Source organism: Rhizomicrobium sp., assembly GCA_037200385.1.
Lineage (GTDB): Bacteria > Pseudomonadota > Alphaproteobacteria > Micropepsales > Micropepsaceae > Rhizomicrobium.
Map to the genome: position 1 here is coordinate 3,685,973 of JBBCGL010000001.1, position 15,370 is coordinate 3,701,342.

16 protein-coding genes are annotated in these 15,370 nt (G+C 66.3%); 11 read left to right on the plus strand and 5 right to left on the minus strand.

Going from position 1 to position 15,370, the window contains the following annotated elements; translation table 11 throughout:
- Positions 1–67: 67 nt before the first annotated feature.
- Together WDM91_17625 and pcaF are read right to left on the minus strand one after the other, a co-directional pair.
- The gene (locus WDM91_17625) at positions 68–484 is read right to left on the minus strand and encodes a cupin domain-containing protein (GenBank protein MEI9996421.1); all 417 of its coding nucleotides are present in this window, start codon (positions 482–484) and stop codon (positions 68–70) included.
- Between the two features lie 2 nt (positions 485–486).
- Positions 487–1,701, minus strand: coding sequence for a 3-oxoadipyl-CoA thiolase (gene pcaF, locus WDM91_17630; GenBank protein MEI9996422.1), 1,215 nt, complete (start codon positions 1,699–1,701; stop codon positions 487–489).
- 70 nt (positions 1,702–1,771) lie between these two features.
- Here pcaF and WDM91_17635 point away from each other — a divergent pair, with 70 nt between their 5' ends.
- The 10 genes from WDM91_17635 to WDM91_17680 all read left to right on the plus strand — a co-directional run bounded on the left by WDM91_17635 (position 1,772) and on the right by WDM91_17680 (position 11,074).
- Entirely contained in the window at positions 1,772–2,734 is a 963-nt protein-coding gene (locus tag WDM91_17635; GenBank protein MEI9996423.1) for a zinc-binding alcohol dehydrogenase family protein, read from the plus strand.
- A gap of 217 nt (positions 2,735–2,951) precedes the next feature.
- Complete coding sequence (locus WDM91_17640; protein ID MEI9996424.1) at positions 2,952–3,713, plus strand: LuxR family transcriptional regulator; 762 nt, start codon at positions 2,952–2,954, stop codon at positions 3,711–3,713.
- A gap of 76 nt (positions 3,714–3,789) precedes the next feature.
- Positions 3,790–4,413, plus strand: coding sequence for an acyl-homoserine-lactone synthase (locus WDM91_17645; GenBank protein MEI9996425.1), 624 nt, complete (start codon positions 3,790–3,792; stop codon positions 4,411–4,413).
- A 25-nt stretch (positions 4,414–4,438) separates the two neighbouring features.
- A complete protein-coding gene (locus WDM91_17650) occupies positions 4,439–5,326 on the plus strand; it encodes a phytanoyl-CoA dioxygenase family protein (GenBank protein MEI9996426.1) in 888 nt (295 codons plus the stop codon).
- 54 nt (positions 5,327–5,380) lie between these two features.
- Entirely contained in the window at positions 5,381–6,100 is a 720-nt protein-coding gene (locus WDM91_17655; protein MEI9996427.1) for a LuxR family transcriptional regulator, read from the plus strand.
- Between the two features lie 87 nt (positions 6,101–6,187).
- Positions 6,188–6,868: an acyl-homoserine-lactone synthase gene (locus WDM91_17660; protein MEI9996428.1), complete on the plus strand. Its 681-nt coding sequence runs from the start codon at positions 6,188–6,190 to the stop codon at positions 6,866–6,868.
- Positions 6,869–6,967: 99 nt separating this feature from the next.
- Complete coding sequence (locus WDM91_17665; protein MEI9996429.1) at positions 6,968–7,996, plus strand: hypothetical protein; 1,029 nt, start codon at positions 6,968–6,970, stop codon at positions 7,994–7,996.
- The gene (locus WDM91_17670) at positions 7,993–8,514 is read left to right on the plus strand and encodes an isoprenylcysteine carboxylmethyltransferase family protein (GenBank protein MEI9996430.1); all 522 of its coding nucleotides are present in this window, start codon (positions 7,993–7,995) and stop codon (positions 8,512–8,514) included. Before WDM91_17665 ends, WDM91_17670 begins: the two co-directional genes overlap by 4 nt.
- Positions 8,515–8,518: 4 nt before the next feature.
- Positions 8,519–9,532, plus strand: a complete 1,014-nt coding sequence (locus tag WDM91_17675) for an alkane 1-monooxygenase (GenBank protein ID MEI9996431.1) — start codon at positions 8,519–8,521, stop codon at positions 9,530–9,532.
- Between the two features lie 6 nt (positions 9,533–9,538).
- The gene (locus WDM91_17680; GenBank protein ID MEI9996432.1) at positions 9,539–11,074 is read left to right on the plus strand and encodes a DHA2 family efflux MFS transporter permease subunit; all 1,536 of its coding nucleotides are present in this window, start codon (positions 9,539–9,541) and stop codon (positions 11,072–11,074) included.
- 5 nt (positions 11,075–11,079) lie between these two features.
- On the opposite strand, the gene WDM91_17685 is transcribed toward WDM91_17680, so the two are convergent.
- Both WDM91_17685 and WDM91_17690 read right to left on the minus strand, forming a co-directional pair.
- Positions 11,080–12,252 (minus strand): cyclopropane-fatty-acyl-phospholipid synthase family protein, encoded by a 1,173-nt coding sequence (locus tag WDM91_17685; GenBank protein MEI9996433.1) that lies wholly within the window; start codon positions 12,250–12,252, stop codon positions 11,080–11,082.
- Positions 12,253–12,254: 2 nt separating this feature from the next.
- Positions 12,255–13,571 carry an FAD-dependent oxidoreductase gene (locus WDM91_17690; GenBank protein ID MEI9996434.1) on the minus strand — a complete coding sequence of 439 codons (1,317 nt, stop codon included), beginning with the start codon at positions 13,569–13,571 and terminating at the stop codon, positions 12,255–12,257.
- A 107-nt stretch (positions 13,572–13,678) separates the two neighbouring features.
- On the opposite strand from WDM91_17690, the gene WDM91_17695 reads away from it, so the two are divergent.
- On the plus strand, positions 13,679–14,080 hold the full coding sequence (locus tag WDM91_17695) for a DUF2177 family protein (GenBank protein ID MEI9996435.1): 402 nt from the start codon (positions 13,679–13,681) through the stop codon (positions 14,078–14,080).
- On the opposite strand, the gene WDM91_17700 is transcribed toward WDM91_17695, so the two are convergent.
- A complete protein-coding gene (locus tag WDM91_17700) occupies positions 14,053–15,309 on the minus strand; it encodes a TCR/Tet family MFS transporter (GenBank protein ID MEI9996436.1) in 1,257 nt (418 codons plus the stop codon). The two genes, WDM91_17695 and WDM91_17700, sit on opposite strands and share 28 nt — an antisense overlap.
- Positions 15,310–15,370 lie beyond the last annotated feature (61 nt).

The window sequence follows — 15,370 nt, forward strand, 5'->3', positions numbered from 1 at the left end:
GCGCAAAGAAATGCGAAAGGCCGGAGCAACCGCATCGGCCTTTTTCATTTCGGCGCCACTGCGGTGCTCACGGCTTCGTTACCATATTGCCCTTCATGCCATGCGGCACCTGGTCGATCACCAGCACGGTCAGCGGCCCATTTTCATTGTTGACGCCGTAGTGCCAGGTGTTCACCGGCTCCGCGATGAAGCTTCCGGCCTGGAACCGGCGGGTCGTGTGGGTCTCGATGTTCACCACCGTCAGCGTTCCCAGCGTCACATAGACGTAGTGCGGGTAAAGATGCTTGTGCACCGGCAGCCGCGCGCCCGGCGGGAACAACGCGGTAGCGACGATGACGTCGGGCTTTGTCGGCACCACAATGCGCTGGCCGGTGATCGTGGTGTCGATGTTCGCTACCGGGGTCGGTTGCACCTTCGGCGGATCGGCGGCGTGTGCTGCGACGAAACTTGCGAGGAGAACCGCTGCCGCTATCGCCATCTTCATGGTCATATCCTTTCGATTGCCAATGCCACTCCTTGTCCTACGCCGACACACAATGTCGCCAGCGCGCGCTTGCCGCCGGTTTTCTCGAGCTGGTGCAGCGCGGTCAGCGCCAGCCGCGCGCCGCTCATGCCCAGGGGATGGCCGAGCGCGATGGCACCGCCATTCGGATTCACGAAATCTGCGTCGTCGGGTAGCCCCAGTCCACGCAGCACCGCCAGCGACTGGCTGGCAAAGGCCTCGTTGAGTTCGATCACGTCGAAATCGCCGATCTTGAGGCTTAAGCGCGCCAACAGCTTCTGCGTCGCCGGCACCGGACCGATGCCCATCACCCGCGGCGCCACGCCCGCCGTCGCCATGCCGAGGATGCGGCCGCGTACCGTCAGGCCGCTCGCCTTCGCCGCCTCTTCCGAGGCGATGATCATCGCCGCCGCGCCGTCATTGACGCCGGAGGCGTTGCCGGCCGTCACCGTGCCCGGATTGCGGAACGGGGTCTTCAGCCTGGCGAGGTCTTCCGCCGTGGTCTGCGGCCTGGGATGTTCGTCCGCGGTGAACGGCACGGGCTTGCCCTTGCCGTCCTTCGCCTCCACCGCGACGATCTCCTCCGCGAAGAAGCCGCTGGCGATGGCGCGCCCGGCCTTTCGTTGGCTGCGCAGCGCGAAAGCGTCCTGGTCGGCGCGCGAAATCTGATAGGCCTCGGCGACGTTCTCGCCCGTCTCCGGCATCGAATCGGTGCCATAGACCTGCTTCATCTTCGGATTGACGAAGCGCCAGCCGATGGTGGTGTCGTAATTCTCCGCCGCGCGCGGAAAGGCGCTCTCCGCCTTGCCCATCACGAAGGGTGCGCGGGTCATGCTTTCGACGCCGCCCGCGATGGCAAGGCCGATCTCGCCGGTCTTCACCGCGCGTGCCGCGCTGCCCACCGCGTCGAGCCCCGAGGCGCAGAGCCGGTTGATCGTCGTGCCGGGCACGGTCTCCGGCAAACCGGACAGCAGCACCGCCATGCGCGCGACATTGCGGTTGTCCTCGCCGGCCTGGTTGGCGCAGCCCAGATAGACCTCCTCCACCTGGCTCCAGTCGACGCCCGCATTGCGCGCTATCAGCGCCTTGATCGGAATTGCCGCCAGATCATCGGTGCGCACATAAGCGAGGCCGCCGCCATAACGCCCGATCGGCGTGCGCGCCGCGTCGCAGATGAAAGCCTCTTTCGATGCGGACATGAAACTCCCCGGATTGTCTTTGCGCGTAACCTAGCGATAGCCTGTTCTCGACGCCATCGGGAGAAATGCCATGAAAGCCGCTGTGTATTACGAGAACGGCCCACCTTCGGTCTTCAAGTATGAGGAAGTGCCCGATCCCACGCTGATGTCCAACGGCATCATCATCAAGGTCGAAGCGGTGTCGATCGAAGGCGGCGACACGCTGAACCGCCAGGGTGGCGCGCTGACTTCGCATCCGCACATCGTCGGCTATCAGGCGGCGGGCGAGGTCGTCGCGGTGGGCGCCGACGTGACCGACTTCCGGATCGGCGACAAGGCCGTCACCACCGGCTTCAACGGCAGCCATGCCGAGCTGCGCTCGGTCGCGGCGCGCACCGCGTGGAAGATTCCGCAGGGCGCGAGTGTGCAGGAAGCCGCCGTCGTCCCCGTGCCCTTCGGCACCGCGCATGACTGCCTGTTCGAGTTCGGCAGGCTCAAGGCCGGCGAGACCGCGCTGGTGCAGGCCGGCGCCTCGGGCGTCGGGGTGGCCGCGATCCAGCTCGCCAAGCGCGCCGGCGCGCGCGTGCTCGCCACCGCGTCGAGCGACGAGCGCCTGGAGAGGCTGAAGCCGCTCGGCCTCGACGAGGGCATCAATTACAAGACCTCCGACGTCGTGCAGTCGGTGATGAAGCTCACCGACAACAAGGGTGTGGACCTCGTCGTGGATTCCGTCGGCGGCTCGACGCTGCAGGGCTCGATCCTGTCGCTCGGCTATCGCGGCCGGGTCTCGATGGTGGGCGCGGCGGGACGTGAGCCGATGCGGGTCGATGTCGGCTCCATGATGGGCGGCAACCGCTCGCTCACCGGCGTGTTCCTCGGCGCGGAGCTCGCGACCGATCGCGTGCACGACATGATCCAGACGCTGGTGAACGAGGTCGCGGACGGCAAGCTGAAGGTGCTCATCGACAAGACCTTCCCGCTCTCGGAAGCCGCCGCGGCGCACGCCTATATCGAAAGCCGCAAGGCCGTCGGCCGGGTGCTTTTGTTTCCCTAGGTTGCATCGGCGGCGGGATATCCTGCCGCACCACCCTGTAACGCGATGATTTGGCTTGCTTAATTGCAGGCCTGTGGACGGCTGCGCACGCGACGTCGTGAAAGACTCGTCTTCTCCTGCACGCACTGCGATAGTTAACGGGACGGGGATGGCTCGCGTTGGATGTCAGGGCGATGGTGGAGCATCGCATGACGCCTTGAGCTTGGTGGAGGCGTAGATGGGTCTGCTGGAAGACGTGCAGGCGTTCGTCAGCGATGCAAATCGGGTTTCAGATATCGAGGATTTGAAAAAACTGCTCTCGGGGACGGTGCAAAAGCTCGGCTTCGACTATTACGCGCTTGTACATTTCGTCGACATCCACCGCACCGACGCCGAAGTCGTGCACATGTTCGATTTCCCCAAGGCCTGGACGGATCTCGTCGACCGTCAGGGCTATTTCACCGACGATCCCGTGCTCGTCGCCTGCCAGAAATCCGGCGCGCCCTTCGTCTGGGAGAAGGTCCCTCAACTCATCTCGATGAGCGAGCGCCAGGAAGAGATCCTGCGCGCCGCCAGTCATGCCGGGCTCGGCGCCGGCTTCACCGTGCCGGTCCACATCCCCGGCGAGATCATGGGCGCCTGTTCCTTCAGCACCAAGATCGGCCGCCCGTTGCCCGAATCGGCGCTGCCGGCCGCCCACTATGTCGGCAGCTTTGCGTTCGAGGCGGCCCGCCGCCTGGTACAGCGCAAGAGCGTCAAGACGTCGTCTTCGGCGTCCGCCCACCCGCCCAAGCTCACGCGGCGCCAGCGCGAATGCGTGGTCCTGGCGGGCCGCGGCAAGAGCGACAAGGCCGTGGCGCGCGAGCTCGGGATCAGCGACCAGACCGTCCACCAGCATCTCGAGGACGCCAAGCGCAAATACGAAGTCACGACCCGCATGGAGCTCGTGGTCCGCGCCCTGTTCGACAGCCAGCTCGCCTTCGTCGACCTTTTCAAATGACGCATCCCCCAATCAGGGGAATGTAGCGCTCCGCGTTCGATGCAACTCTGCCCCTCGTATTCACGAGGAGCGAGACATGGTTGACGTGGTTACCGCCAATAATCGGCACAAGTTCCGCAGCATGGTCGACGCCATGCACAATGACCGCAAGAAGATCTTCGTCGATACCCTCAAATGGGACATCCCCGTCGTCGACGGCCAGTACGAGATCGATCAGTTCGACAATGACGATGCGGTCTATCTGCTTGCCCTCGACGCCCAGAAGGAGACCCATCTGGGCTCCGTCCGGCTCCTGCCCTCGTCCAAGCCGCATCTGCTGGGCGACGTCTTCCCGGCGCTCTGCGACGCCGGCGTGCCGCGCGGCGACGACATCTGGGAGATCACCCGGCTGTGCACCGCGCCGCAATTGCGCGGCCGCGCCGCCTGGCTGGCGCGCTCCTATCTCGCCGTCGGGATGGTGGAATTCGCGCTGCTCTACGGCATCAACAAATACACCTGCGTCGCCGAAACCTCCTGGCTGTCCTCGATCATGGCGGTCGGCTGGGAATGCGAGCCCCTGGGATTGCCGCAGGACATCAACGGCGAGTCGGTCGGCGCGCTGATCATCAACGTCACGCCCGCGACCCTGCAGCTCTTCCGCATGAAGATGGGCTGGCGCCATCCCGTGCTCGAACTCGACGCCATCGCAAAAGCCGCCTGACCCCCTCGAACAGGAGAACCCGATCATGTCCGTCGCATTCGCCCATCAGCCCGAGCCCGACTATGTCGGCATCCTCAAGGAGCAGGGCTATGTCATCATCCGCGGCCTCATGCCCAAGACGAAGGTCGCGCAGATCCATGCCGATATGCGGGAGCGCTTCGAGAAGACGCCTTTCTCGGAAGGCGATTTCTACGGGCCGCATACCAAGCGCTTCGGCTCGCTGCTCAAGCGTTCGCCGCTCGCCGCGGAGTTCGTGCAGAACCGGACGATCCTCGACATCGCCGAAGCGGTTTTCGCGCCGTTCTGCGACAACTTCCAGCTCAACACGACCCAGGCGCTCGAGATCTGGCCGGGCGCGCCCGAGCAGGTTCCGCACCGCGACCAGGACATGTGGCAGGCTCCGGTCGGCCAGATCGAATACATGTTCAACGTGATGTGGCCTTTCACGCCCTACCGCGCGGAGAACGGCGCCACGCTGATCTGGCCGGGCAGCAACCGCCGCCAGGACGAGCTGGTGATCGATCGCGCCGAGGCCATCTCGGCCGAGATGGATCCGGGCGACGCCATGGTCTATCTCGGCTCGACCCAGCACGCCGCGGGCGCCAACCGCACGGACAAGCCGCGCACGGGCATGATCATCGGCTTCGGGCTGGGCTGGCTGAAGCAGTTCGAAAACCAGTTCCTCTGCTATCCGCCCGAGGTCGCCAAGACCTTCTCGCCGGAACTGGCGCGGCTCGTGGGCTACAAGCTGCACCGGCCCAATTTGGGCAACTATGAGGGCCAGTGCCCTTCGATCCTGCTGCGCGACGACCTGCCCGAATACATCCATTCGGTCGACGGCCTCACCAGCAACCAGCTTGGATTGCTCGCGGAATTCAGGGCGAGCCAGAGCACGGGCTCTGTGATAGGCTGATCTCGTCGGTTCCCTCTGTCGGGCGACCGGCAGAGGGAACCGCAAGATCAGTTCATGCTTCTGACGAACGCGACGTTCGACTTCATCGATGCCCTCGCCCAGCAGGAGGATATCCCATCGCTGGTCGGGGCGTTCCAGACGCTGATCGGTCGTTTCGGCATGCTGCATTTCATGGTCGGCAATCCCGACCGGCCCGGCATGCCGCGGGACGACCGGCTATGGGCTACGACGTGGCCGCAGGAATGGCTGGATCACTGGTCGTCGCAGCAATATCTCTACGTCGATCCGGTCTCGCGGCGGCTGCTCGCCAAGAACGAGCCTGTGCGCTGGAGCGAGGCGCTGGGTGCCAGCAACGCCACGGGCTCGCGCATCTTCGAGGAAGCCCATGAATTCCGCATGAAGGATGGCTTCGCGCTGCCCATCTACAGCCGCGAGGGCTTCCTGCTCGCGATCTCGATGAGCGCCGAGCACTACGAGATCAGCAAGACCGAAGAGACGCTGCTGCACATGGCGTCGATGTTCCTGCATACCAAGCTGGAGCGGTTGCGGGCCAAGAACGCGCCGCCGCCGCGCGGCCCCAAGCTCACGCCGCGCGAGCGGGAATGCCTTTCCTGGGTCGCGGCCGGCAAGACCGACTGGGAGATTTCGCAGATCCTCCACATCGCGGAGCAGACGGCGCACGAATATGTGCAGAACGCGATGACCAAGCTGAACGCCACGACCCGCGCCCAGGCCGTCGCCATCGCGATCTTCACCAAGCAGATCATCGCCTGATCGTGCGGCGCGGCGTCCCCCTATACCGGGGGGATGACAGGGCCGTCATCTGGCGCGACGCTTCCCCGACCCTAGCCGGAGGTGTTCGTGATCGAAGTGGTGACCAGCGGCAACGCCCTCCTGTACCAGGACGCCCTGGAGGACATGTTCCGGCTGCGCCACCGCATGCTGGTGGAAACGCGGGGATTCCTGCGTCTGCGAAGTCTGGACGGGCTGCAGAAGGACCGCTTCGACACCGAAGATGCGATCTATCTGCTGCTGACGGAGGATGACGGCACGGTGAGCGGCGCGTTGCGCCTGCTGCCGACGACGGGGCCGCACGTCTTTTCTGAAATCCTTCCGGCGTCTTGTGCCGTCCGCGGCGTGCAGCGAGGCCCGGATATCCTCGAGGTCTCGCGTCTCGTCGTCGACGAGGAAAGGCTCGGCCGTCCGGCGCTCGAACTGGCGCGCAAGCATATCGTGGTCGGCCTGCTGGAATTCTGTGTCCGCGCCGGCTATCGCAAGGTCACGCTCCTGATGCCGCCCGACGTCCTGTTCCGCCATCTCCTGATCGGGCTCGACATCAAGCCGCTCGGCCTTGCGACCGAGTACAATGGCGGTTCCCAGCTCGCCGTCATCGCGACCGTCACGCAGGAGGTGCTCGACACGCTCCGCCTGGCGCTGAACGTCATGGAACCTTTGGTGCACCATGTCGGTGCCCCGGCAGGCGATCCGCTGTCGCTGGCGTCCGCACAGATTCCGCGCTTCCCCCTCGCAGCGGCCGAATAGGCGTCTCGGATACGCCGTAAACGGGCTGATAGCGTTTCAGGGCACAACCGTTATACTCGCCTCCGATCGGGCGTTGCGCGTGTCATATCGGGAGCAAGAATGCAGCCGCGTTTGCTGGCGCTGAAAAGCGCGGTTCCACCGCATATTCTCGATCAATCCGATGTCGCGAAGCGTGCCGGAGCCCTGTTCCAGGGCCGCCGCGACATGACCCGCCTGATGCCGGTGTTCGAGAACACGGGTATCGAGCGGCGCTACTCCTGCGTCCCGATCGATTGGTACAACGAACCGCATGGCTGGACCGATCGCAACGCGCTGTATATCGAGAACGCGGTCGATCTGTTCGAAAAGCTGACGCTCGACCTGCTCGAAGAAGCGGGCCTTGTGCGCGGCGACATCGACGCCATCGTCGTCTCCTCCACCACCGGAATCGCGACGCCAAGCCTCGACGCGCTGGTGGTCGAGCGGCTGGGCCTCAACCGCAACATCCGGCGTCTGCCGATCTTCGGTCTCGGCTGCGCCGGCGGCGTCGTGGGTCTCACCCGGGCGTCCGAACTGGCCAAGGCGCATCCCGGCAGCCGCGTCCTGTTCCTGGTGGTCGAGCTTTGCGCGCTCACCTTCCGCAAGGACGACATCTCCAAGAGCAACATCGTCGCCACCGCGCTGTTCGGCGACGGCGCGGCCGGTGCGATCCTCTCGACCGAAGGCGACGGTCCGGAGATCGGCCCGGGCGGCGAATACACCTGGCCCAACTCGCTCGGCATCATGGGCTGGGACGTGGAAGAAGACGGACTGAAAGCGATCTTCAGCCAGAGCATCCCGTCGCTCGTCGCCAACGACTTCCAGCCGATCCTGCGCGGCTTCCTCGCCGCCCATGATCTCAGGCTCGCCGAGATCGACGGCTTCGCCTGCCATCCCGGCGGCGCCAAGGTGCTCGACGCGCTGGAGGACACGATCGGCCTCGGGCGCGGCGCGCTGGTCGAAAGCCGCGAGACGCTGCGCGACTACGGCAACATGTCCGCCGTCACGGCGCTGTTCGTCCTGGAGCGGATGGATTGGCGCGCGCGGCGCATCCTGATGACGGCGCTCGGTCCCGGCTTCTCCGCCGTCTTCCTGATGATCGGCCGGTGAGGCTCGCGATCTACATCATCCTCGCGCTCGTCGCGCTGCAGCGGCTGGCGGAGGTCGCCTATGCCGAGCGCAATACGCGCGCGCTTCTGGCACGCGGCGCGGTCGAGGTCGGGCGGGCGCACTATCCGCTGATCGTCCTGCTCCATGCCGCCTGGCTGGCGGCCATCGTGCTGCTGCTTCCGGCCGATGCGACGATCCACTGGCTTCCGTTCGCCGCCTTCATCGTGCTGCAGCTCTGCCGCGTCTGGGTGCTCGCGACCCTGGGCCCCTACTGGACGACGCGGATCATCACGCTGGAAGGTGCGCCGCTGGTGCGCAAGGGGCCATACCGCTTCGTGCGCCACCCCAACTATCTCGTGGTCGCGGGCGAGATCGCGGCGCTGCCGCTGGCCTTCGGCGAAATCGCGGTGGCGATCGTGTTCACGGCGCTGAACGCCGCCATGCTCGCCTGGCGGATCCGCCAGGAGGACGCGGCCCTGTCCGCCCGCCGGGCGCGCCTGCCGGCCAATGCGGCGTGACGCGATGGGCGCGCTTCGCTTCTCCAGTCCCTTCCTCTTCGCGCTGTCGATCCCCGCGCTCTACTACCTGGCCGGTCCGCACGCACCGATCCTGACGGTCGTCGCCTTGCTGTTCGCGTTGATCGGTGCCGAGTCGATCTCGCCGCGCGGCGATGGGCCGGCCGTCGCGCCGAAGGCCCGGCTGTTCCGCCTTCTGCCCAATCTCTACGTGCCGCTGCAGCTCGGCGTGATCCTTTGGGCCGCCGCCGTGGCAGGTGACGGCGACGGCTGGAGCTTTGCCGCCCTGGCGATCAGTGTCGGCGTGACCACCGGCGTGTTCGGCGTGCTGGCGGCGCACGAGCTGGTGCATGGCCACGACCGCACCGAACGGCTGGTCGGCCTCGTCATGCTGACCGGCATGACCTATCGGCATTTTCGCGTGGCGCATATCTTCGGCCACCATCGCCACGCCGCGACGGCGCTCGATCCGGCCAGCGCGCGCCTGGGCGAGAGCTTCTATGCCTTCGCACTGCGCACCGTCGCGGGCCAGTTCGCCGATGCCTGGTCCATCGAGCGGCGCCGGGTCGCGGCCAAGGGCGGCACGCTCGCCGACAACCGCATCGCCCGCGACGTCGCGGCGATGCTCGCGGTCTATGCGGCGCTCTTCGTCTTCGCCGGCTGGCGGGGCGCGCTTCTGTTCGCCGCGCAAAGCGCGGTGGGCATCCTCGTCCTCGAGCTTTTCAATTATATCGCCCATTACGGCTTATGCCGCGCGCCGGGCGAGCCGTTCGGCGAGCGCCATAGCTGGAATTCCAGCAATGCGCTCGCCAACACGCTGATCTTCAACATGGGCCGCCATTCCTGGCATCACGCGCGCCCGGCCTCGTCCTATGAGAGCCTCAAATGGCGCCCGGCCGCGCCGGAGCTTCCGGCCGGCTACGCCGGCAGCATCCTCCTCGCTCTGGTCCCGCCGCTATGGCGCCGCGTCATGGACCCGGCCGTCCAAAATCTGCACACTGCGCAAGGCAGCGCGATCTAGAGACCCATGCAGAGCATTTTGCGAACCTGGATCGGCTTCGTGGCCATGTGCCTCGGCATGGCGCTGGCGGTGCTCGACATCCAGATCGTGGCGAGCTCCTTCACGACGATCCAAAGCTCCTTTCACGTCACGTCGGACCAGTTGAGCTGGATCCAGACCGGTTATCTGATGGCCGAGGTCATCGCCATTCCCCTGACCGGGTGGCTGACCCGGGCGCTCTCGCTGCGCTGGCTGTTCGCCGCCGCCACGCTCGGTTTCACCCTCGCGAGCCTGGGCTGCGCGCTCTGCACGACACTGCCGCCCTTCATCGCCTTGCGGGTCGTGCAGGGCTTCTGCGGCGGCATGCTGATCCCCGGCGTGTTCACCTCGGTGTTCGTCATGATGCCGGAGAAGCATCGTATCGCCGCGACGGCGCTGGCCGGCACGCTGGCGGTCGTCGCGCCGACCATCGGTCCGGCGATCGGCGGCTATCTGACCGAGCACTACAGCTGGCACTGGATCTTCCTGATCAATCTGGCGCCGGGCCTGCTGGTGACCGGCGTGGTGATCGGCTTCGTGCGCCTCGGCGCGCCGGACCTTTCGGAGCTGCGGCGCATCGACTTCCTCGCCATCGCCCTTGCGGCCGTCTTTCTCGCGACGCTGGAACTGGTGCTGAAAGAGGCGCCGAAATACGATTGGCAGGGCGTTTTCGTCGTCGCCTGCATCGTCGTCTGCGTCGTCACCGGCAGCGGCGCGATCTGGCGCAGCCTCTACAGCCCGCATCCCTTTCTCGATCTCTATCGCTTCCGCGAACGCACCTTCATGCTCGGCTGCATCCTCAGCTTCGTGCTGGGCCTCGGGCTCTACGGTTCGGTGTATCTCCTGGCGCTCTTCCTCGGTCTCGTCCGCGAGCATTCGCCGCTCGAGATCGGCACGATCATGATCGTCTCGGGCGCGGCCCAGCTCCTGACCGCGCCGGTCGCGGCGCTGCTCGAGAGCAAGACCGATCCCCGCCTGCTCACCGCCTTCGGCTACACCCTGTTCGCCATCGGCCTCATCGCCAACGGGTTCGCCGACATCAACACCGATTATGCCGGGCTGTTCTGGCCGCAGGTGATGCGCGGCGCCAGCGTGATGCTCTGCATCCTGCCGGCGACGCGGCTGGCGCTCGACACGCTGGTGCCGGGGCAGGTGGCCGACGGCAGCGCGCTGTTCAACCTGATGCGCAATCTGGGCGGCGCCATCGGCATCGCGCTGGTCGACACGATCCTCTATCAGCGCACGCCCGTGCACGCGCGGGCGCTGGCGGCGCGGCTGCAGCATGGCGATCCGGCCGCGGCACGCTTCGTCGGCCTGCCGGTCGAATATTTCCACGGCCAGGACATGCCGGTGGACGAGACCATGCGCGCCTTCGCCGAGCCGCTGATCAAGAAGGCCGCGATGGTGCAGGCCTTCAACGAGGCCTGGATCGCCATCGGCGTGCTGTTCGCGCTGTCGCTGCTGGTGCTGCCCTTCATGCGCCGCATCCGCAGCTCGGCGATGGGGCCTGGAACCGACGTCTAGCGTCTTTAGGTGTGCGCCAGCTCGACCTGCACGACGTCGGTGCGCGCGGCGGCGAAGGTCGCGGCGCAGATCGCCAGGTAGAACTCCCAATTGCGCAGGAATTTGGCGTCATGGCCGAGCGCGAAGATGTCGTCCTTCGCCGCCATCATGCGCGCCGACCATTCGCGCAGGGTCCGGGCATAATCCTTGCCGAAGGCGAAGGCGCCCGCGACCTTGAGGCCCGCGCGATCCGCTTCCTCGCGGAAGCGCACCAGCGACGGCAGCATCCCGCCTGGAAAGACGTAATGGCGGATGAAATCGCTGCGCAGGCGATAGCCGGCGAACAGCTCGTCCCGGATCGTGATGGTCTGGATCACGGCGCGGCCGCCGCGCTTCAGCCGTTCCGCCACCGTCGCGAAATAGGCGGGCCAGTAATGCTCGCCGACGGCCTCGAACATTTCGATGGAGACGATGTTGTCGAACGTGCCGCGCACCTTGCGATAGTCTTCGAGGCGGACATCGGCCTCGCGGTTCGCCAGTCGGGCAGTCGCATAGCGGTGCTGCGCCGGCGAGATCGTCAGGCCGGTGACGCGGTGATTGTCCGCGGTCGCGCGCTCGGCGAACCCGCCCCAGCCGCAGCCGATTTCGAGGATGGACGAGTTGCGGCCCGGGAGCCGGTCGAGGATGCGCTGATATTTGCTGCCCTGTGCCTGCTCCAGCGCCTTGTCTTCGCCGGCGTAGAGCGCCGAGGAATAGGTCATGCTGGGGTCGAGCCACAGCGAATAGAAGTCGTTTCCGACGTCGTAATGATCTCTGATGTTGCGCGCCGCGCCGGACAACGAATTGCGCCGGACGAACGCGTCATGGATGACGAACCCGATGCGCTGCAGCAGGCTGCCGTCGGCGAAACTGCCCAGGCCGTCCATGTTCAGCAGGAACAGGTTGATCAGGGTCTCGATGTCGTCGCTGTCCCACAATCCGTCGATATAGGCCTCGCCCAGCCCGACATCGCCGCGGGCGAGGCACATCCGGAAGACCTCCCAGTCATGGACCTTGAAGTCGCCGGTCGGGCCGCCCTGCATGCCTTCGAACACCATGACGCCGCCGTCCGGCGCCGTGAAGCGGAGGGTGCCATAGGCGAGGTTTTCGGCCGCCTTGCGCCATTTTCTTTCAATCAGACTGTTGGGGATCAGGTTCATGGTCACGCCGCCTCGTCTTGAACGACGAAAGGCGCGTCAGGTTCCCCGAACGCCGGTCGCGGCGCCTGCCAGGGCGTTCCGGCCCCGAGAAGCCGGGCGACATGGACCGCGCTGGCCAATCCGTCTTCATGGAAACCATAGCGCAAATGCGCCCCGCAAAACCAGCTGTTGCGGGCGCCCTGCATCGCCTGCACGCGCCCTTGCGCGGCCACCGCTTCGCGGTCGAAAACGGGATGATCGAACTGCGCGACGTCGAAGATCTTTTCGGCCGCGATGGGCGTCTTGGGGTTCAGCGTGACGAACAGCGGCGTCTTGTCTGGGATGCCCTGCAGCCGGTTCATCCAATAGGTCATCGACAGGGCCGGCTCCTCGCCCTGGCCGTCGGACGCATAATTCCAGCTTGCCCAGCAGCGGCGGTTCTTGGGCATGACCGCGGCGTCCCGATGCAGCACGGCGGTGTTCTTCTGATAGCGGAAGGCGCCGAGCGCATCGCGCTCGCGAACATCCGCGTCGCCCAGCAGGCGCAACGCCTCGTCGCCGTGACAGGCGAAAATCACGTGGTCGAACGCGTGCTGTCCGCCGCGCGTATCGCCGACCGTCACGCCCGCCGGACCGCGCAGGACGCGCGTCGCGCCGCAATCCACGCGGATGCGGTCGCGGAACGATGCCGTCAGCCGCTGCACATATTGCGCGCTGCCGCCCGTCACCGTGTACCATTGCGGCTGGCCGCTCGCGCGCAGCAGGTGATGGTTCGCCATGAAGCGGATCAGCGTGTGCGCCGGAAACCGCAACATCTCGCACGGCGGACAGCTCCAGATCGCGCTCGACATCGGCAGCAGGTAGTAGCGCCGGAACCAGGTGCCGAGCCCCAGCGCGTCGACCATCTCGCCCAGCGTGAGATCGGGCAGCCGTTCGACAATCTGTTCGGCGCGCGCATTGAACCGGAACACGTCGCGCGCCAGCCGCGCGAAACTGGGCCGCAGCAGGTTGCGGCGCTGGCCGAACACCGCGTTGAGGTCCTTGGCGCCCCATTCCAGCCAGCCGTCGCGGATCGACGCGGCGAAGGTCATGTCGCTCTTATGCGTCGCAACGCCCAGGTGCCGGAACATCGCGCTCAGCTGCGGATAGTTCTGTTCGTTGAACACGATGAAGCCGGTGTCGACCGGAATGGGCGTGCCGTCATAGTCGACGGTCACGGTGCGGGCATGGCCGCCGACCCGCGCCGTGCTCTCGTAAACCGTCACCTCGTGCTGGCGGCTCAGCAGATAGGCCGCGCCCAGGCCTGAAATTCCCGTTCCGATGATCGCGATCTTCGCCATGGGCCGCCCGCTGGGTTCAGCGAGTGATACGCAAGGCGCGGGGCGGCGGATCAGCCGTGATCCGACACGGCCCGGCGCCCGTAACATCGTCTCATAGGAGAACCGAGATGGCGCGCTATCTGGTTGCTTACCTGGCCGCGGCCGCCGTGATGGTGGCGCTCGACCTCGCCTGGCTCACCCTGGTCATGAAGCACATCTTCGAGGCCTCCGTCGGGTCGCTTCTGGCGCCGAAGACCGGTCTCGGCGCGACCTTGCTGTTCTATCTCCTCTATGTCGCCGGATTGCTGGTTTTCGCGGTCTCGCCGGCCCTGCGCAGCGGCCACTGGGTCACGGCGCTGCTGTTCGGCGCCGGTTTCGGCTTCTTCGCCTACATGACCTATGACCTCACCAATATGGCGACGCTGAAGGTCTGGCCGGTGCATCTCGCCGCGCTCGACATCGTCTGGGGCACGCTGGTCACCGGCGCCGCCGCGACGGCCGGCTATCTGGCGGCTTCGCGCATGTCGTGAGCCCGTGCCGCCCGGCCGGACCAGATCGCGATGCCCAGGCAGGCCGCCATGGTCAGCGCCGCCAGCAGGAAGGGCAGGCCGGGGACATGCCATTGCGGATGCCGCACCGCCCAGGCGAAAGACAAGCCATAGAGCAGCGGCCCGACGATCGACGCCATGCCCATGATGCTCTGATTGGCACCCTGGAGCTGGCCCTGCTCCGACGGCCCGACGCGCCGTGTCATCAATCCCTGCAGTCCCGGCACCAGCAATTGCCAGAACGCGTTGAACGGCACGCCGATCAGGTAGAGCCAGCCATTCGGCGCGTAAGCGACCCAGGACAGGCCGATGATCGGCAGCGCCGCGCCGGTAATCAGGCAGGCGCGCTCGCCGAAACGCCGCACGAAGGGCCCCACGATCAGGCTCTGCACCGCGACATTGACGACGCTGATGCCCGCCATGAAAAGGCCGATCAGCCCGGGCGTCCAATGGAAACGATAGCCGGCATAGAGCGCGAAGACCGCCGGCCATACCATGTTGGCGAGCTGGTTGAGGAAGCCCGCGCCCGCCAGCGGCAGCAGCTCGTGATGCGAGCGCAGCAGGCGCAAGGAGCCCAGCGGGTTGGCGCGGCGCCAATGGAATGCCGTGGCCCGTTTGGACTCCGGCAGCGATTCGGGCACGACGAACAGGCCATAGAGCGCGTTGACCAGCGTCAGCGCCGCGGCGACCAGGAAGGGCAGGCGCAGATCAATATCGCCGAGGAAGCCGCCCAGCGCCGGCCCCGCAAGGAAGCCGACACTGAATGCCGCGCCCATCCAGCCGAAGGCGCGGGCGCGCCCCTCCGGCGGCGTGACGTCCGCGACATAGGCGTTGGCGGTGGAGAACACGCCCGAGGTCGCGCCGCTGATCAGCCGACCGATGAACAGCCACCCCAGGCTCGGCGCGAACGCCATGAACAGGAAGTCGAGGCCCAGGCCGCTGAGGGACACCAGCAAGACCGGCCGGCGCCCGAAGCGATCCGACAACAGGCCGAGCACCGGGCCCGCAAGAAAACTCATCATGCCGCCGAAGACCTGGAACGTGACGTTCCAATCCGCCGCGGACGCGGTGTCGCCGCCATTGAACTGCTTCAGGAGGTTCGGCAGCACCGGCACCATCAGGCCGATCGACATCGCGCAGGCGACGGCGCTCACGAAGATGAAGCCGAACGCCGCGGGGCGGGCAGGCGATGGTTCGGCGGGCTCGCTCATGATGCGGCGATGATGAGCCCCGGCGCCGGCCGAGGCAATCGCGCCACCTCGACAGGCTGCC

Excerpts from the sequence above, each read along its gene's own strand:
- WDM91_17625 (MEI9996421.1), bottom strand. The coding sequence starts at position 484 with ATGAAGATGGCGATAGCGGCAGCGGTTCTCCTCGCAAGTTTCGTCGCA.
- pcaF (MEI9996422.1), bottom strand. The coding sequence starts at position 1,701 with ATGTCCGCATCGAAAGAGGCTTTCATCTGCGACGCGGCGCGCACGCCG.
- WDM91_17635 (MEI9996423.1), top strand. The coding sequence starts at position 1,772 with ATGAAAGCCGCTGTGTATTACGAGAACGGCCCACCTTCGGTCTTCAAG.
- WDM91_17640 (MEI9996424.1), top strand. The coding sequence starts at position 2,952 with ATGGGTCTGCTGGAAGACGTGCAGGCGTTCGTCAGCGATGCAAATCGG.
- WDM91_17645 (MEI9996425.1), top strand. The coding sequence starts at position 3,790 with ATGGTTGACGTGGTTACCGCCAATAATCGGCACAAGTTCCGCAGCATG.
- WDM91_17650 (MEI9996426.1), top strand. The coding sequence starts at position 4,439 with ATGTCCGTCGCATTCGCCCATCAGCCCGAGCCCGACTATGTCGGCATC.
- WDM91_17655 (MEI9996427.1), top strand. The coding sequence starts at position 5,381 with ATGCTTCTGACGAACGCGACGTTCGACTTCATCGATGCCCTCGCCCAG.
- WDM91_17665 (MEI9996429.1), top strand. The coding sequence starts at position 6,968 with ATGCAGCCGCGTTTGCTGGCGCTGAAAAGCGCGGTTCCACCGCATATT.
- WDM91_17675 (MEI9996431.1), top strand. The coding sequence starts at position 8,519 with ATGGGCGCGCTTCGCTTCTCCAGTCCCTTCCTCTTCGCGCTGTCGATC.
- WDM91_17680 (MEI9996432.1), top strand. The coding sequence starts at position 9,539 with ATGCAGAGCATTTTGCGAACCTGGATCGGCTTCGTGGCCATGTGCCTC.
- WDM91_17685 (MEI9996433.1), bottom strand. The coding sequence starts at position 12,252 with ATGAACCTGATCCCCAACAGTCTGATTGAAAGAAAATGGCGCAAGGCG.
- WDM91_17690 (MEI9996434.1), bottom strand. The coding sequence starts at position 13,571 with ATGGCGAAGATCGCGATCATCGGAACGGGAATTTCAGGCCTGGGCGCG.
- WDM91_17695 (MEI9996435.1), top strand. The coding sequence starts at position 13,679 with ATGGCGCGCTATCTGGTTGCTTACCTGGCCGCGGCCGCCGTGATGGTG.
- WDM91_17700 (MEI9996436.1), bottom strand. The coding sequence starts at position 15,309 with ATGAGCGAGCCCGCCGAACCATCGCCTGCCCGCCCCGCGGCGTTCGGC.